Annotated in this window: 19 protein-coding genes; 1 reads left to right on the top strand and 18 read right to left on the bottom strand. The window is 40.9% G+C overall.

All coding sequences use genetic code 11. The features are described 5' to 3' along the window. Nucleotides 1-105: 105 nt before the first annotated feature. From rsmA to metG, 5 genes are all read right to left on the bottom strand, one after another. The gene (gene rsmA / locus NST22_RS00270) at nucleotides 106-984 is read right to left on the bottom strand and encodes a 16S rRNA (adenine(1518)-N(6)/adenine(1519)-N(6))-dimethyltransferase RsmA (RefSeq protein ID WP_003226751.1); all 879 of its coding nucleotides are present in this window, start codon (nucleotides 982-984) and stop codon (nucleotides 106-108) included. After that, complete coding sequence (gene rnmV / locus NST22_RS00265; RefSeq protein ID WP_003226752.1) at nucleotides 977-1,537, bottom strand: ribonuclease M5; 561 nt, start codon at nucleotides 1,535-1,537, stop codon at nucleotides 977-979. Before rnmV ends, rsmA begins: the two co-directional genes overlap by 8 nt. A gap of 144 nt (nucleotides 1,538-1,681) precedes the next feature. After that, entirely contained in the window at nucleotides 1,682-2,995 is a 1,314-nt protein-coding gene (locus NST22_RS00260) for a ubiquitin-like domain-containing protein (RefSeq protein WP_003226754.1), read from the bottom strand. Nucleotides 2,996-3,150: 155 nt separating this feature from the next. Beyond that, nucleotides 3,151-3,918 (bottom strand): TatD family hydrolase, encoded by a 768-nt coding sequence (locus NST22_RS00255; RefSeq protein WP_003226756.1) that lies wholly within the window; start codon nucleotides 3,916-3,918, stop codon nucleotides 3,151-3,153. 78 nt (nucleotides 3,919-3,996) lie between these two features. Beyond that, nucleotides 3,997-5,991 carry a methionine--tRNA ligase gene (gene metG / locus NST22_RS00250; protein ID WP_003226758.1) on the bottom strand — a complete coding sequence of 665 codons (1,995 nt, stop codon included), beginning with the start codon at nucleotides 5,989-5,991 and terminating at the stop codon, nucleotides 3,997-3,999. Between the two features lie 494 nt (nucleotides 5,992-6,485). On the opposite strand from metG, the gene abrB reads away from it, so the two are divergent. Then, on the top strand, nucleotides 6,486-6,776 hold the full coding sequence (gene abrB / locus NST22_RS00245; protein WP_003226760.1) for a transition state genes transcriptional regulator AbrB: 291 nt from the start codon (nucleotides 6,486-6,488) through the stop codon (nucleotides 6,774-6,776). A gap of 48 nt (nucleotides 6,777-6,824) precedes the next feature. Here the strand turns inward: abrB and rsmI are convergent, their stop codons facing one another. From rsmI to csfB, 13 genes are all read right to left on the bottom strand, one after another. Then, entirely contained in the window at nucleotides 6,825-7,703 is an 879-nt protein-coding gene (rsmI, locus tag NST22_RS00240; RefSeq protein WP_003243457.1) for a 16S rRNA (cytidine(1402)-2'-O)-methyltransferase, read from the bottom strand. Then, nucleotides 7,678-7,977, bottom strand: a complete 300-nt coding sequence (locus NST22_RS00235) for a GIY-YIG nuclease family protein (protein ID WP_003242983.1) — start codon at nucleotides 7,975-7,977, stop codon at nucleotides 7,678-7,680. The genes rsmI and NST22_RS00235 overlap by 26 nt, the downstream gene beginning before the upstream one ends. Beyond that, nucleotides 7,964-8,707 (bottom strand): tRNA1(Val) (adenine(37)-N6)-methyltransferase, encoded by a 744-nt coding sequence (locus NST22_RS00230; RefSeq protein WP_003244526.1) that lies wholly within the window; start codon nucleotides 8,705-8,707, stop codon nucleotides 7,964-7,966. The genes NST22_RS00235 and NST22_RS00230 overlap by 14 nt, the downstream gene beginning before the upstream one ends. Before the next feature lie 58 nt (nucleotides 8,708-8,765). Further along, entirely contained in the window at nucleotides 8,766-9,125 is a 360-nt protein-coding gene (gene yabA / locus NST22_RS00225) for a replication initiation-control protein YabA (RefSeq protein ID WP_003218308.1), read from the bottom strand. A gap of 14 nt (nucleotides 9,126-9,139) precedes the next feature. Further along, nucleotides 9,140-9,967: a competence/sporulation regulator complex protein RicT gene (gene ricT, locus NST22_RS00220; protein ID WP_003243571.1), complete on the bottom strand. Its 828-nt coding sequence runs from the start codon at nucleotides 9,965-9,967 to the stop codon at nucleotides 9,140-9,142. Between the two features lie 2 nt (nucleotides 9,968-9,969). Further along, nucleotides 9,970-10,959, bottom strand: coding sequence for a DNA polymerase III subunit delta' (holB, locus tag NST22_RS00215; RefSeq protein ID WP_003244417.1), 990 nt, complete (start codon nucleotides 10,957-10,959; stop codon nucleotides 9,970-9,972). 11 nt (nucleotides 10,960-10,970) lie between these two features. Then, complete coding sequence (locus NST22_RS00210; protein ID WP_009966249.1) at nucleotides 10,971-11,411, bottom strand: YaaR family protein; 441 nt, start codon at nucleotides 11,409-11,411, stop codon at nucleotides 10,971-10,973. A 12-nt stretch (nucleotides 11,412-11,423) separates the two neighbouring features. Beyond that, nucleotides 11,424-11,753 (bottom strand): cyclic di-AMP receptor DarA, encoded by a 330-nt coding sequence (gene darA / locus NST22_RS00205; protein WP_003242755.1) that lies wholly within the window; start codon nucleotides 11,751-11,753, stop codon nucleotides 11,424-11,426. A 73-nt stretch (nucleotides 11,754-11,826) separates the two neighbouring features. Continuing rightward, nucleotides 11,827-12,465, bottom strand: a complete 639-nt coding sequence (tmk, locus tag NST22_RS00200) for a dTMP kinase (protein ID WP_003243137.1) — start codon at nucleotides 12,463-12,465, stop codon at nucleotides 11,827-11,829. Further along, entirely contained in the window at nucleotides 12,462-13,904 is a 1,443-nt protein-coding gene (locus tag NST22_RS00195) for an aminotransferase class I/II-fold pyridoxal phosphate-dependent enzyme (RefSeq protein ID WP_003243352.1), read from the bottom strand. Before NST22_RS00195 ends, tmk begins: the two co-directional genes overlap by 4 nt. Nucleotides 13,905-13,985: 81 nt before the next feature. Beyond that, entirely contained in the window at nucleotides 13,986-15,146 is a 1,161-nt protein-coding gene (locus NST22_RS00190) for a toxic anion resistance protein (protein WP_003226779.1), read from the bottom strand. An 18-nt stretch (nucleotides 15,147-15,164) separates the two neighbouring features. Continuing rightward, nucleotides 15,165-15,779, bottom strand: a complete 615-nt coding sequence (locus NST22_RS00185) for a 5-bromo-4-chloroindolyl phosphate hydrolysis family protein (RefSeq protein WP_003242630.1) — start codon at nucleotides 15,777-15,779, stop codon at nucleotides 15,165-15,167. 119 nt (nucleotides 15,780-15,898) lie between these two features. Continuing rightward, nucleotides 15,899-16,093 carry an anti-sigma-G factor gene (gene csfB, locus NST22_RS00180; RefSeq protein ID WP_003243294.1) on the bottom strand — a complete coding sequence of 65 codons (195 nt, stop codon included), beginning with the start codon at nucleotides 16,091-16,093 and terminating at the stop codon, nucleotides 15,899-15,901. Nucleotides 16,094-16,214: the final 121 nt, after the last annotated feature.

The raw sequence follows: 16,214 nt of genomic DNA, 5'->3' as shown, positions 1-16,214 counted from the left end.
GCGCCTTTTTTCGCTGAGTCCAAGTTTTTTCTTATCATTGAATGAAAGGTCCTTCTCTAGCCTATGTAGCGGCAGTCCATGTGGTGCGCAAAACAAAAAGCCCTTTTAGAAAAGGGCTTTATACAATCCGTTAGACAGCGCTGCGAATTCCTCAATAGACAGGGATTCACCTCGGCGCTTACCGTCAATATTTGTTTCTTCGAGCACTTGTTCAATCGTTGATTTTTGTGCTTTTCCTTCAGGCAGATTGTTAACTAAGTTATTGAGCAGCGTTTTACGGCGCTGTGCAAAGCTTGCCTTGATGAGCTGAAAGAAAAAGGATTCGTTTTCCACGTCCACTGCCGGGCCGTCTCGGAGAATCAGACGAATGACTGCGGAATCGACATTAGGCTGAGGAACAAATACGGTTTTCGGGACGATCATCACCGTTTTGGCTTCTGTATAAAACTGCACCGCGATTGAAAGCGAGCCGTATTCCTTAGATGAAGGATCAGCCGCCATGCGCTCAGCCACTTCTTTTTGCAGCATAACCACAATCCCTTTCAGCGGAAGATGTTCTTCAAGCAGTTTCATGATAATCGGTGTTGTTACGTAATAAGGAAGGTTGGCAACTACCATGATCTCATCACAATCTTGAAATTGTTCTTCAATGACTGATTTGACATCAGCCTTTAACACGTCCTGATGAATGACAGTGACATTTTCGTAAGGTGACAGTGTATCCTTCAGAATCGGCAATAATCGCTGGTCAATCTCAAATGCCACGACCTTTTTCGCCCGCTTGGCAAGCTGTTCGGTTAAAGCCCCGATTCCCGGGCCGATTTCAATGACACCTGTTTTCTCCGTCACTTCCGCGTGATCAACAATTCTGTTTAAAATGTTCGTATCAATTAAGAAATTCTGTCCTAAGCTCTTTTTAAAAGAAAAACCGTATTTCTTCAGTATCTCTTTCGTTCTAATCGGTGTCGCAATATCTTTATTCATTCTGTTCCTCCCGCATAACGGTATCGAGCGCACTCATAAAATCACTTTTTTTAATTTGAAACATTTGCAGCCGTTTTTGAAGCTGTTTGCCATTTGTATAGCCGATTTTCAACAGATCACCCAGTCGTTCCCGGCGGCATTTGGCCGCAGGCCCGCCTATTAGTCCGGCATGAATCAAATCCTCAGCTGAAATGTCACTCGGCTGCGCTTCCATCTCCTCATGCACATTTTCTAAACATGCCCTAATGCTTTCAACCGATGCATGCTCCACACCAATTCCCCGCTTGTTTTTAGGTTTGGCAAGATGTTTTGGCAAAAATGCATGCTTACAGCCGGGTACAGCCTCTGAGATGGTTTTGCGAATCTTCTCTCCCGGAAAGTCCGGATCCGTTAAAATAATGACGCCTCTCGTCTTCTGGGCCAAACGGATTTGGTCAATCACATGATCATCGATGGCTGAACCATTTGTTTCAATTGTGTCTGCATCAACAGCCAATTTGATGCGGGCCGTATCGTCACGCCCCTCGACCACAATGATCTCTTTAATTTTCATTATTTCCTCCAAGACAAAATAAAAACTTTTGTATATTCATGAAACTTTTTCTTATATCGAGCGTCTAATAAGCAGAAAATGCACTTTGTCTATTATAACGAAAAAAACAGAGGGCGCAAAACCCTCTGAATACATAAGTATATACTAATTTAAGATTTTAATTTTGACTGTTTTATTTCCCCATCGGTACGCCGATGATTTCTCTGGGAAAAAGACGTCTATCTTGTTCCCTTTAATCGCTGAACCGGTATCTGCAGCAATGGCATATCCATAGCCTTCCACGTGGACTTTGGAGCCTAGCGGAATGACATTTGGATCCACAGCGATGACTTTGGCATTCGGATTATTTTTTAAATTGACGCCTGTCGCTGTATGTCCTGAACAACCGCTGCAGCTTGCCGTATAAGCCGTAGATGATACAGTCATGACTTTGCCTGTTGATTCATTGCTGCGGGACACAACTGTTTTTGAATCACCTGAAGCACTGACCGTTTCAAATTTTGGACTGCTTTGCTTTGTGCCGACAGCAATCACTTTATCTTTGCTTTGTTCAGCTGTTTCTTCTTTTACAAGCTCTCTGGACACTTCTTTACCGTTTTCTTTAACGACTTCGAAATGTTTTTTTAGCTTGCCTTCTTTTCCTTTTTGGACGACCTTTTCTTTCCCTTTTTCAAGAGAAGCGTCTTCTTGCTTTTTCACATCGAACGCAATCTTCTCTTCAACTACATCGGTGACCTTTTCGATACGAGTAATTGTAATATCAGCCTTTCCTTTCGTCAGCTTTGCATCTAACGCAGGCTTGATTTTATCTTCGTCTTTTATGTTCATCTTTTGCTGTTTTAAAAAGTCAGCGACCGTAGTCGAAGTCGTCCAGATCTTCTTTTGTTTCCCTGCATCATTCACAGTAACCTGAAATGCGGGCTCTATGTTAATCTTCATGTCTTTCGAAATATCTGTATCTATTGCGGGATCAATTTGATCTTGTTCTTTCACATCAACATCTTGTTCGTCCAGTAATGCACCGACCGTTTTTGCTGTTGACCATAACGTCTTTTCTTCCCCGTTTATTGTAAGCTTCACAGGTTTTGCAGCCTCATACACAACGTCCATGTCTGCTGTTATCTTTGTCTGTTTAGCAGGTGTGATCTTGTCTTCGTCTCTTGTCTTTATATCAAGCGTCTCCAAAAGATCACCGACTGTATTTGCATGTGTGCGTATATGTTTCTTTTTGCCATTGATAGAAACTGAGACTGATTGTTTCGTCAGCTCATGAGCCGCGTACGCAGTCCCGCTTCCTGCCAAAAGCAAACAAGCAGCAACCAGAATGACTTTGCTTTTGCTAAGCTTTACGGAAAACAGCTTTTTCATTTTTTGTGTGATGAAAAACGCCTCCTTCTCCTCGGAGAGATTATATAGAGTATCTAAAAGGCTGTCAACCCTCCCTTCTCTTTCTCCCAAAAGCTCAGTGTCCTCTTCATTATCCTGAAATACACTGAGAAACGGAAGAAAGACTTGTCGACAAACCTATCCTATGAGGAGAAGAAAGCATGTAGAACTTTTATAGAAAAACGCTGTAAGGGACAAGCTCTTACAAAACCCGCTAGCGTTTTTTGTCAGTTTATACGGAAAAGTCTTTTCGCATTTTCAGTCGTGATGGAAGCAATCTCTTCAAAGGTCATTTCTTTTAATTCGGCGATTTGTTCTGCCACATATTTCACATAGCTTGGCTCATTTCTTTTCCCGCGGAAAGGGTGCGGTGTGAGAAACGGGCAGTCCGTTTCAATCAGCAGCCGGTCATTGGGAATTTCCTTCACTACTTCCTTCGGTTTCTTCGCATTTTTAAATGTCACCGGTCCCCCAAATGATAAATAAAAATTCATTTTCATGCATTCTCTTGCCACTTCCGCACTTCCTGTAAAGCAGTGCATGATTCCGCCCACAGCTTCTGCGCCTTCCTCTTTCAAAATGGTCACGACATCCTCCGTTGCATCACGGTTATGAATGATAATAGGCAAATTGACCTCTTTCGCTAAGGCGATTTGATTTCTAAACACCTCTTTTTGAATATCTTTAGGTGATTTATCCCAATGATAATCCAGTCCCATTTCCCCTATCGCTACCACTTTCTCATGAGCAGAAAGCTCTTTAATCCACGCTAAGTCTTCCTCTGTCATGTCAATAGCGTCAACAGGGTGCCAGCCAATGGCTGCATAAATAAAATCATATTCCTCAATCATTTCCATCGCACGGGTAATCGTCGGACGGTCAAAACCAACTACGACAATTCGTTCAACTTTTTCAGCTTTTGCCCGTTCAATAACCTCTTCAAGATCAGTATCATATTGTTCTGCATTTAAATGCGCGTGAGTGTCAAACAACATAAGTGAAAAACTCCTTTCTTGTCGAAACACAAAAGGTGTTCGACGAATTGTTACACGTGAAACACCTTTTGTTTATCATTATTTAATTCTTGTGCCTTTTGGTAACGACTGATCGATAGATACGACCTTTAAAACGCCGTCTGCTTCTCCTGCAAGGATCATACCTTGAGAAAGCTCTCCTCTGAGTTTAACCGGTTTTAGATTTGTTACACAAACGAGTTTTTTTCCAACAAGCTCTTCAGGCGTATAATGCTTCGCAATGCCGGATACCACTTGGCGCTTTTCAAAACCAAGATCAAGCTGCAGCTTCAATAAACGGTCTGCTTTTTTCACTGGCTCTGCCTCAATGACCTCAGCTACGCGAAGCTCTACATCCATAAATTGATCAATCGTAATTTCAGGTAAACGATCGACCTCTTGAGGCTCTTCTTCTTTTGTTTCTTCTTTCGCTGGTGCTGAACCTTGCATTTTCCCTTTGATGTAAGCAATTTCTTCTTCTGCCTCTAAACGAGGGAACAATGGCTCGCCTTTTTGTACTTTTGTATCTTTCAGCTGGCCGAAAGCTGTAATGCTGTCCCAAGCTTTTAAAGATTCATCAGTAATGCCCAGCTGCTCGAACATTTTTTCAGGTGTTTTTGTTAAGAATGGCTGAAGCAGTACCGCTGAAATACGCAATGATTCAGCGAGATGATACATAACTGATCGCAATTCTTCTTCTTTTGCCGGATCTTTCGCAAGCACCCATGGAGCTGTCTCATCAATGTATTTGTTTGTGCGGCTGATGAGCTGCCATAAAGTCGAAAGTGCTACCGAGAACTCCATATTTTCCATTGCTTTCTCATAAGCTTTCACTGTTTCTTCAGCAACAGAAGTGAGCGTATGGTCAAATTCCGTAACAGCACCTTTGTAAGAACCGATTTGTCCGTCAAAATACTTATTAATCATCGCAACAGTACGATTCAATAGATTTCCTAAATCATTCGCTAAATCATAGTTGATTCGCTCAACAAATCCTTCCGGCGTGAAAACACCGTCTGATCCGAACGGCACTTCGCGAAGCAAGTAATAGCGAAGTTCGTCTAAACCATAGCGTTCAATTAATGTAACCGGATCTACAACGTTTCCTTTTGATTTCGACATTTTTCCGTCTTTCATCAAAAGCCAGCCATGCGCGAATACTTGCTTTGGCAGCGGAAGATCCAGCGCCATCAGCATAATTGGCCAGTAAATAGTATGGAATCGTACAATCTCCTTACCGACTAAATGAACATCGGCAGGCCAATATTTTTGATAAAGCTCATCATTTTCTGTATCATAACCGAGTGCCGTTAAATAGTTAAATAGTGCGTCAATCCAAACATATACAACATGCTTTGGATTTTCCGGCACCTTCACGCCCCAATCAAAAGTGGTACGTGATACTGCCAAATCCTCAAGTCCAGGTTTGATAAAGTTATTAATCATTTCGTTTTTGCGTGATTCTGGCTGAATGAATGTCGGGTTTTCTTCATAGTATTTCAGAAGACGATCCGCGTATTTCCCCATGCGGAAGAAATAAGATTCCTCTTTGATCAATTCAACTGGGTGACCGCTGTCAGGGCTTTTTCCGCCGATGACCTCTCCCTTTTCATTCCGCTCAATATCAACGAGCTGAGTTTCCGTGTAGAACGTTTCATCAGGGATGCTGTACCAGCCTTCATACTCATCAAGATAGATGTCCCCGTTATCAAGAAGCTTTTGAAACACTTTTTCAATGACAACTTTATGCCGTTTTTCTGTCGTGCGGATAAAGTCGTCGTTTGAGATTTCAAGCTGCTTCCACAGTTTTTGAATATCTGCCGCTGCGCGATCCACATACTCCTGAGGTGTAATGTTTTCCTGTTCAGCTTTTTGCTGGATCTTTTGTCCATGCTCGTCCGTTCCCGTTAAATAGCGAACATCGAACCCTTTTAATCTTTTGTAACGTGCCATTGCATCTCCTGCGACTGTCGTATATGCATGGCCGATATGTAATTTTCCGCTCGGATAATAAATCGGTGTTGTAATGTAAAATGTATTGTTTTCTTGCGGCATCTTGAAACCTCCTAATCAGAATGTCAAAAAGCTCCCGCCCAAAGGACGAGAGCGGCGATAAGTGCAAATCATATATGAATATTATTTATATTTATCCTTTATCTATGATACCATCTTAGCCTTTAAGATCAAGAATATATACATACGCCCTGAAAAAGAATAATTAAAATTAAAAATCTTTAATGAAAATAAAAAAAGTCTGTTCGTGTCGAATTTTGTCGTATATAATCAAATGAAATAAAAAACTTTGGTTCGAAAGTCTTGATTTAAAAGGATTTTTAGTAGGATAATAGCTTTATTAAATATTTATAAAATGCTGTTATTTCGGTAGTTTCCAAGACATTACTGACTATAAGAACTAATTCTTACAATCAATAGTAAACAAAATGATTGACGATTATTGGAAACCTTGTTATGCTATGAAGGTAAGGATTTTGTCGAATAATGACGAAGAAAAATATAATTTAAACAAATAAGTATCTCTTGGGAGGAGAATGTTTATGAAATCTACTGGTATTGTACGTAAAGTTGATGAATTAGGACGTGTAGTTATTCCTATCGAACTGCGTCGTACTCTTGGAATCGCAGAAAAAGATGCTCTTGAAATCTATGTTGATGATGAAAAAATCATCCTTAAAAAATATAAACCAAACATGACTTGCCAAGTAACTGGTGAAGTTTCTGATGATAACCTTAAACTTGCAGGCGGTAAATTGGTTCTTAGTAAAGAAGGCGCTGAGCAAATCATCAGCGAAATCCAAAACCAGCTTCAAAACCTTAAATAATCATTTCTTGTACAAAAAACGTTCTTGTTATGACACAAGAACGTTTTTTTATTGCTTAATATGGTAAGCATCGTACACTTCACGCTTTGGTACATTGCGATCGACTGCTGCTTTTTTAATAGCTTCTTTAGACGTAGCGCCTTTCGAAATGTAATGCTCGACATGTTCTTTCGCAGTGAGGGTTTCCCACCATTGTTCTTCCTCATCTACCTCTTCATTATTACTTCCTTCTACGACAAGACAAAACTCGCCGCGTATCTGATCCTCGTTTGCCCATCCAATGACCTCAGATATGGTTCCTCGGATAAACTCTTCATATTTCTTAGTGAGTTCACGTGTTACAGCAATTTCCCGATCTCCTAATATCTCTGCCATCGCTGACAAGGTTTCCTTCAATCTGTGGGGCGCTTCATAAAAAATGATCGTTTCCTGCCGTTTTTTAAGGGCTTCAAGCTCCTTCTTCTTTTCTTTTTTCTGTCTGTTGAGAAAACCGTAAAAGAAAAAAGGCTGCGGTACAATACCTGAAGCAATAAGAGCTGTTAATGCAGCATTTGCTCCCGGCAACGGAACAACATAACCGCCTATATCCGTAAAATCCTTTACAATTTCCGCTCCGGGATCAGAAATCGTCGGCAGACCGGCATCACTGACAAGAGCAATGTTTTTTCCCGATTTCAGCCATTCAATAATTTTGTGCCCACTGCTTTCTTTATTGTGTTCGTGATAGCTGACGAGCGGTGTTTCAATTTCATATACATGACAAAGCTTTTTCGTTTGCCTCGTATCTTCCGCAGCAATCGCATCCACTGATTTCAGCGTGTCGATCGCCCGGAATGTCATATCCTCTAAATTTCCGATTGGGGTTGGGACCAAGTAAAGAATCCCCATGTCCGACTTTCCATTAAAGCTCATTTGGCGCCTTAACATATACAGCCTCCTTGCTGTTCCGCTTTTCTTCTATATAAAGCTCTTTTTTCTTCCGAGTTAGTTTTTTGAAATAATATTCCGCCTGCATAGCTTCCCGCTTTGTTGAAAAGCTCTCGGCAAAAATTAATTCAACCGGACGTCTTACTTTTGTGTACTTTGCGCCCTTTCCATCATTGTGCGTTTTCACTCGTTTATGCAGATCGTTGGTATACCCGGCATACCAGCTATTGTCCTTACATTTCACGACGTAGAAGAAATGGTTATTTGTCTCCATATAAAATGGTCCTGATTTCTTTTGTATATTCATTTTGTTCATCATATACGAATAAGGGAGGAAGAATTTTCAAATCCGGGCGCCCGCCTTTGATACCTTCAACCAAAATGGTATTGGCTTCTTTCCCTTGCTTCGGATAGACAAATTGTACACGTTTCGGCTCGATTTGATAAGCCTTCATCAGTTCAAAAATCTCCAGAAGCCTTCCCGGCCGGTGAACAAGAGCTGCTTTTCCCCCTTGCTTGAGCAGCTTGCTGCTGACTGAAATGACATCCTCCAGCGTGCAGTGGATTTCATGTCTTGCGATTCGGAGATGCTCGTTCATGTTTTGTTCAGTTTGTTTCGGCGTTTTAAAATACGGCGGATTGCAGGTGACAACATCATATCGATTATGTCCAAGTTTCTCCGGCATGTTTTTCAGGTCATCATGTATGATCTGGATCTGATCGTCCAACTTATTATACTCCACGCTGCGAACAGCCATATCATGCAGTCTTTCTTGAATTTCGACTCCCAGAATGTCTGCTTTTGATCTTGTACTGAGCAGCAGCGGCACAATACCATTGCCGGTGCATAAATCAACAATTTTCCCTTTTTGAATCGGAACGTACGCAAATTTGGACAGAAGCACAGCGTCCAACGAAAAAGCAAACACTGTTGGGCTTTGTATGATTTTCATGTCCTCTGCCAGCAAATAATCTAATCTTTCATCATCATGTAATGAAACCATCTTCTTATCCTTTCAGTACCTTTGAAAAAGGCTCCCGTCTTATGCGGAAGCCTTTTCCCTATTTTTTATTTAAGAATGACAGACAGAAAAGACAATCCTCTTTTCGAACACTTCCATAGTGGACATTGCAGATATGAAATCCTTCTTGATACAGACGTGCCAGATTATCATATCCTTCCCCTATATCAGTTTGCTCTGTCTTCTGTGTTTTTGATTCTTTTTTATCAGCTTTGAACTTTTCAATCTGCTGCGTCGTATCGTCCAGCCGTTTGCGCAAATGCTTGTTTTCAAGCTGTAAATGATGATTTTCCTCAATCATCTCACCGATATGCTGCTTCAAATCCCCCAGCTGCCGGTACAGTGAGCCAATTTGTTCTTCTAAGTTAATGACTGTATCAAATAACTCTTTTTTATCCAAGGTTCCACACCTCGTTAATCTGTGGTTTGTGCGGATACGACGCCCTCTTCCAAGAGCTCTTCCCAAGTATATTCTATCACTTTTTCACGGTTTATCAGTTCCACCTGAAGCACCCGTTCCAGAATATTTAGTCCGACGACCTTCGCGGGACCGTTTGCTGTCGTAATCATTTCTCCTATATCCGGAAGCTGTTCTTTTGCCGTCTCATACTCATCGTTCTCATATTTTAGACAGCACATCAATCGTCCGCAAAGACCCGAAATCTTCGTAGGATTTAAAGACAAGTTCTGATCCTTGGCCATTTTAATGGAAACGGGTTCAAAATCTCCAAGAAACGTTGAACAGCAAAGCATTCTTCCGCAAGGACCGATTCCTCCGAGCATTTTTGCCTCATCCCTCACTCCGATTTGGCGCAGCTCAATTCTTGTCTTAAAGATAGAAGCCAAATCCTTTACAAGCTCTCTAAAGTCGACTCGGCCGTCAGCAGTGAAGTAAAAAATGACTTTATTGCGATCAAACGTGAATTCAACATCGACCAGCTTCATATCCAAGCCATGCTCAATCACTTTCTTTTGGCAGATATCAAATGCTGATAGTGCTTCCTGTTTATTTTCTTCTACAATGAGAAGATCGCGATCGTCTGCCACACGTATCACTTTTCGAAGGGGAAGCACCACATCATGCTCATCCACCTGTTTATTTGCAATTACGACCTGGCCGTACTCAACGCCTCTGACAGTTTCTACAATTACGCAGCTGTCATGTTCTATATGAAATCCATTCGGATCAAAATAATATATTTTACCCGCTTTCTTAAAGCGGACACCAATTACATTGTACAAGCTTATCCCTCCTGCAACATTAACACCAAGTGCTCCATTAATCCTTGTACATTCACATTGGAATGAAGCCGTTTCTTTGCTTCTAAAACAGCAAGTATCTGATTCGTAACGCTTTGTTGTGTTGATTGTAGCGCATGCTGTTTTATTGATTGGAATAAGTCTTGATAAATCAATTTATCTTCATTTCCTATTTGGATGGACAACACATCACGATATATCAATAAGAGCATATCAAGACCCATTTCTTGATGGGTTTTTTCTTTGAAAAAGGGCATCCATTGATCTTGAATAAAGAAAAAAGCATGTCCTTTCCGCTGGTGTAGGACTTCATACAATTTTATCACTTTCGCTCTAGACTCTGCAAACTCATCATTTCGACTTAATTCGACTGCTTCTGCTACATTATTAGTCATGTTGGCCAGAAGCCTTGCCATATGAGGCGAGACGTCCTGTTCGATCAGTCTGTCTTCAATTGCTTTCGGCTGCAAAGGCTGAAAAGGAAGGGTTTGGCATCTTGAAATGATGGTATCCAATAACCTTTGGGGCTGCTCAGTGATGAGGACGGCCATTGTGTCTTTGTTCGGTTCTTCTAAAAATTTCAGCAGGCTGTTCGCCGCATTTGCTGTCATTTGATCTGCGTGCGAAATAATATACAGCTTTTTATGCGATTCAAGTCCTGTCTTAGAAAACTCTTCTTGGAGCGCTTGAATTTGCGCCTTTTTGATTGATAAGCCATCAGGCTGAACAAGATGGAGATCAGGATGGTTCCCTGACTCTATCCGTTTACAGTTTCGGCAGCTCTCACAAGGCTCCGCGCCACCCTCCAGACAAAAGAAGCTTTTTGCAAGAAGCAGCGCGGCATCAAGCTTGCCTGTTCCTTTTTTCCCCTCAAACAAATAAGCGTGTGATAGTCTGTCCTTCTCAATACTATTATATAAAAGCTTCATCACTCTGGGCTGAAGCTCGTTCATTTCCTTCCAGGATATTGCCATTGTATCACTCTCTATGTGTAAAGGTTAATTAATAAACCTTTTATTTCGCCAATACGCTCCAGCAAATCAATTGCCGGTTTTTCCTGATCCATCATCTCTTCCGTAAGCTGTATCAATTTGTCATCTATTTCTTTCACAAGTCCCAGCGTTCTGCTGTTCCCGTAAAGGTCAAAGCTTTTCGATGTTTCATGTGAAAGACCGCTGTCCACAGCTTCTTTGACAAAACGTTTCACAAGTCCTTTAAATCTCGCTAAGTCTTTAAAATTCCGAGATTTCGTTAGCCTTTTTCCAAATGCTTCTATATCAGATAACAGCCTGGTAAGCTGATCAAGCTTCATTTTGCTGCTTTGGTTTTCCATTGATGTTTTAAACGATGCTGTGATCTCAGATGTTTTCACAGAGGGAATCTGCTTATTATCTATAAATGTACGTATATCTTTATTAATTTTCACAGTTTCAGATCCTTAAAATTGATGAAATTCATCGACTGGAAGGACAAATACTGTCGCTCCGCCAACTTCAACTTCGACTGGATAAGGGACATAGGAATCAGCATTTCCACCCATTGGAGATACAGGGGCAATCATCTGATCACGTTTCTGCCCGTTTTCTTTAATGAGACTCAACGCTTTATTGACGCGTATATCCTCGACACCGATCATAAACGTTGTATTGCCTGATTTAAGAAATCCTCCTGTCGTTGCAAGCTTTGTGACTCTGAAGTTGTGATCCGTTAAGGTTTTCAAAAGTCTGTTGCTGTCCTGATCTTGTACAACTGCCACTATCAATTTCATCTGTGAAGGCCTCCTTTAGATTGGAAACAACGTGATCTCGTTTACATTATTATATCAACTATTGGGAAACAGGTCACAATTGAATTTTTTTCAACGCTTCATCGATCACCTTTAGAACATCCTGAACGACGAGGTCTTTGGATTGCCCGGCATCAACTGAATGAAATCTTTCCGGAAATCGCTTCATCAGCTCTTGATAACCTTCTTGTACTTTTGTATGAAAGTCCAGTTTTTCTAAATCGAGCCTGTTTTTCTCCCGTGAGCCGTTTGCGTAAATACGCTTCAGTCCTTCTTCCGGATCAATTGAAAAATAAACCGTTACATGGGGCATCATATCTCCAATGGCAAATTCATTAATGGACAGAACCTCATCAATTCCAAGCCCTCTTGCATATCCTTGATACGCAAGAGAACTGTCTATGAATCTGTCGCAAAGAACGATAAACCCCTGTTCTAAAGCAGGTTTTACTTTTTCAACTAAATGCTGGCGTCTTGCAGCCGCATATAAGAGAGCTTCTGTTTTTGGGTCCATTAATATATTGTTCTCATTCAGAATAACCTCTCTAATTTGTTCTGCAATATCTATTCCGCCTGGCTCTCGAGTTGCCATAACCTGAAGGCCTTCTGCTGTCAGTATGTTTTTGATCTCCTGCAGAACAGTCGTTTTCCCTGCACCTTCAGGACCTTCGAATGTAATAAATAAACCGCTCATGATTTCTCCTCTTCTATATAAACAAGTAGTTGTTTCTCTTTGATTTTCATATTCCCTTGAACATGCGTTTTCATGCTGATCAAGCGGCTGAGCTTTTGCACACTTTCTTTTGTTATTCTTTCTCCCGCCATAATCATCGGGATACCCGGAGGATAAGGGATGATATCTTCTGCATTAAGCCGGCCAGCTGCTTCCTCAAAGCTCACATATTCTTTCTTAAACGAATGTAAGACCTTTTTTGGATAAGGCAAGACAGTAACAGGCTGCACACCCCATTCTGCAGAAACAAACGTCTGATCCGGAGGCGTTTTCTCAATCTCTTCATCGATGCTTCTAATGATTTCAGCGTTTATTCTCCGTTTTCCTCCCAATGGGAGAACGAGCAGAACTTGATTTTCATCAGCAAGCTCAGTGAATATGTTGGCACGCTCTAAAATGCTTTGCAGCGTATAGCCAGAATGCCCGCGTTTTGAACGAATTGTGAGCTTTAGCGGATCCGTGATGATCAGTGGATTAGCAGGGTTAACAGCTTCTGCATTTGTAAGTGAATCAAACGTTTGTTTAAGTGTTTCTATCCGCTGCAGAATGTCAGAAAGCTTTTGTTCTTCTATAATATGCTGTACATAAGCGCGGGCAATATCTAACGAAGCCATAATCGGATAAGACGGGCTGCTGCTTTGTAATCGGTTTAAATACTCTGCCACCCGATCCCTGTTAATCCTGCAGCTGCTGTTGAGATGCAAATAAGAACCCATCGTCATGGCTGGCAACGTTTTGTGGGCCGACTGAACAACAATATCTGCCCCCATTTTTAAAGCTGAGACCGGAAAAGGCTCACCTAAAATAAAATGTGCGCCATGCGCTTCATCGACCAAAACAGGAATCCCGTAATGATGGGCTTCAGTAATGATCTCAGTCAAATCAGCACTATGTCCGTAATATGTCGGATTGGTCAGTACCAAGCCTTTCGCATCTGGATATGCTTCCAGGGCCTCTTTAATTGTTCCAAGCGGAACATGCGTAGGCACATGCATCGCTGAATCAACGTCAGGTGCAAGATAAACCGGCTCAGCACCGGACAAATCAACAGCATGAAATACAGATTTATGACAGTTTCTTTGAACCAGAATTGTATCACCAGGTTCACAAACAGATAAAATCATCGCTAAGTTTCCGACAGTCGTACCATTTACCAGAAAAAAACTTTCCGCCGATCCATATAATTGACTGGCAAGCTCCTGAGCTTCCTTAATCACCCCAGAAGGATGATGGAGATCATCCAGTCCTGCCAGTTCAGTTACATCAATGGTGAGAAGCGGATCGAATATTGACTTAGCGTCATCAAAAAAGACATCTCCATTGTGATGTCCCGGAACATGAAATGAATGAGAATTTCTTCTCGCATGTTGAATTAATGCTTTATATAAAGGTGTGTTCATGAAAACAATCCTTTGAATGTGTCTTCTTACACCTTATTATATCGTGCCTCTGACAGAACTTAAAGCCAGACTTACTGGTAATCATCTTTCCTTTATTGTAATCAGCTTTTGCTTCAGGTCGCCTTCCATCATCATGAGCTCTTCTTCTGCCTGACGGCGTTTGATTCGTCCTTCTTCTTGTATAGTCAGTGTTTCTTCAAGCGTGCTTATTAAGCTTTCCTGCACCTTCTTCAAGGTATCTATATCAACAAGGCCTCTTTCATTTGCCCGTGCAGTTTCAATTGTATTGGTTTTTAAAAGCTCCGCATTTTTCAGCAAAAGCTCATTGGTTGTATCAGATACTTTCTGCTGTGCATCCACTGCATTGCGCTGCCTTAAAAGCGTCAGTGCAATGGCAACTTGATTTTTCCATAACGGAATCGCTGTCACAATGGATGACTGAATCTTTTCAGCTAACGCTTGGTTTGTATTTTGAATCAGCCTGATTTGCGGTGCACTTTGGATTGTAATTTGCCTGCTCAGCAGCAAATCATGCACCCTTTTATCTAACCGGTCAGCAAATTGAATTAAATCATTCACCTCTTGAACGGCCATTTGGTTATGATCACTCGATTCAGCCTGTTGCTTCAGTTCAGGAATCGTTTTTGTTTTTAATTCCTCCAGCTTCAGTTCTCCTGCAGCAATATAAACATTCAGCGCTGCGAAATATTCTTTATTTTTTTCATATAACTGCTCTAACAGCTTGTTGTCACTGATTAAAGCATTTTTAGAGTGCTCCAGCTTCAAGCTGATTCTGTCTATCTGCACACTGGTCTTTTGGTATTTAGACAGCACCTCTTGAAGAGAACTTGATACTCTTCCAAACATGCGTGCCAAAAAACCCTTTTTCTTAGATTGGAGATCATCAGGATTTACTTGCTCCAGCTTTTTCATCAGCTCTCCAAGTATTTCGCCAATCTCCCCGACATCCTTCTTTTGAACATGATTAATCATATCATGAGAAAAGTTCAGCAGTTTAGATTGAGCTTGTGAACCGTATAAGACAATGCTTTGCATATTTTTATGATCAATCTGTCCAGCAAGCTGAATTGCTTTTTCCTTGTTTTCCTCAGGAAGAACATCAACAAGCCGTACTTGCTCTTTCTCTGCTTTTACAGCCTCCGAACCTGGTATCTCTATGTTACCACCAAAAGGATCTGCCAATAATTCATCTATATGAAGGTCGCTTTGGTCTCGGTTCATCGCTCTTACCCTCTTCCCTTATTTCTTTAATGAATGTTTTGCTGCGTCTAATTCAAACTGCAACTCGTCAATTTCATCACCCATTGCTTGAGTTAAATCTTCCTCTAAACGCTTGGTCAATTCAGTAAGAGTGATGCGTGTCTCACTTAACGACATCGACAGTTCTTTGCTTTTTTTTGGGTGAGATGATAGAAAAGCATACTTCTCTGTCAATTCAACAACCGAATCGAGAGTTTGATAAAAAAATCGTTCTGCCTGATAAAACCGCTTTGGCTCTTTTTTGGTGAGGAGATAAATCCTTCTCACAATCCTTAGCATTTCTGCATTTTGCTTAAACATTTGAATGCTTTTAGCCTGAAACAAGGCTTTCCTAAGACGGACCATTTTCTGCCTTGCTTCCTCTAAGTTTTTCTTAATGTAAGCATACTCTCTTCCTGTCAATTCATGCTTTTTAAGAAATAACCGTCTTGCATTCCAGATGCCAGCTATATATACGGCTGCTCCAGAAGCAAGCCCATAAACAATAGATAAAAAAATCGACTGGTTTAAACCAAAAAAGCTCAATATTCCAATGAAAACAAAAGTCGCACTGCTAGTTAAACTCCACACCAAAAAGTGAAAAAATCTCTGCATGAGATAATCGACTCCTGTGTCTATACTCAGTTTTAATATTATTATCTACTACGTTCAATCCTTAAACAAGTTTCATCTTCTTTTTATTATTAAGAGTACAAAAAAAGACCTTTTCAGGTCTATGAATATAATGGCGGTGTATGAATGCTCTTTAGTTTTTTTACGTAAAACGCATAGTCAGGATCAGAAGTTGATGTAGAAATTACTTTTCTCTCACAATCTAAGCATATGAATTTCGTATAAAGATGAATGCCTCTATTCTTCTCTTGATCACAAATCACACATGTATGATTAAGTTTAACTGTTTCGTCCATCTTCTCCACCTCCGTACAGTTAGCCTCCCCTTAAAACGGATATTGTATACACTATTTAGACCTTTTTGAAACTTTAAATCAGTATATGGGCTATATAAGCCCTCGGTGTTTGTATTTGTTT

It is taken from the genome of Bacillus sp. PS237 (assembly GCF_037963345.1).
Taxonomy (GTDB): domain Bacteria; phylum Bacillota; class Bacilli; order Bacillales; family Bacillaceae; genus Bacillus; species Bacillus subtilis.
The sequence above is the reverse complement of the archived record's forward strand: the minus strand, read 5'-3'. Positions and strand labels throughout refer to the sequence as shown.

Bases quoted from the DNA above. Each gene is read 5' to 3' on its own strand.
- rsmA (WP_003226751.1), bottom strand. From the start codon at position 984: ATGAATAAAGATATTGCGACACCGATTAGAACGAAAGAGATACTGAAG.
- rnmV (WP_003226752.1), bottom strand. From the start codon at position 1,537: ATGAAAATTAAAGAGATCATTGTGGTCGAGGGGCGTGACGATACGGCC.
- NST22_RS00255 (WP_003226756.1), bottom strand. From the start codon at position 3,918: ATGTTGTTTGACACTCACGCGCATTTAAATGCAGAACAATATGATACT.
- metG (WP_003226758.1), bottom strand. From the start codon at position 5,991: ATGCCGCAAGAAAACAATACATTTTACATTACAACACCGATTTATTAT.
- abrB (WP_003226760.1), top strand. From the start codon at position 6,486: ATGTTTATGAAATCTACTGGTATTGTACGTAAAGTTGATGAATTAGGA.
- rsmI (WP_003243457.1), bottom strand. From the start codon at position 7,703: ATGTTAAGGCGCCAAATGAGCTTTAATGGAAAGTCGGACATGGGGATT.
- NST22_RS00235 (WP_003242983.1), bottom strand. From the start codon at position 7,977: ATGGAGACAAATAACCATTTCTTCTACGTCGTGAAATGTAAGGACAAT.
- NST22_RS00230 (WP_003244526.1), bottom strand. From the start codon at position 8,707: ATGGTTTCATTACATGATGATGAAAGATTAGATTATTTGCTGGCAGAG.
- holB (WP_003244417.1), bottom strand. From the start codon at position 10,959: ATGGCAATATCCTGGAAGGAAATGAACGAGCTTCAGCCCAGAGTGATG.
- darA (WP_003242755.1), bottom strand. From the start codon at position 11,753: ATGAAATTGATAGTGGCAGTTGTACAAGATCAGGACAGCAACAGACTT.
- tmk (WP_003243137.1), bottom strand. From the start codon at position 12,465: ATGAGCGGTTTATTTATTACATTCGAAGGTCCTGAAGGTGCAGGGAAA.
- NST22_RS00195 (WP_003243352.1), bottom strand. From the start codon at position 13,904: ATGAACACACCTTTATATAAAGCATTAATTCAACATGCGAGAAGAAAT.
- NST22_RS00190 (WP_003226779.1), bottom strand. From the start codon at position 15,146: ATGAACCGAGACCAAAGCGACCTTCATATAGATGAATTATTGGCAGAT.
- NST22_RS00185 (WP_003242630.1), bottom strand. From the start codon at position 15,779: ATGCAGAGATTTTTTCACTTTTTGGTGTGGAGTTTAACTAGCAGTGCG.
- csfB (WP_003243294.1), bottom strand. From the start codon at position 16,093: ATGGACGAAACAGTTAAACTTAATCATACATGTGTGATTTGTGATCAA.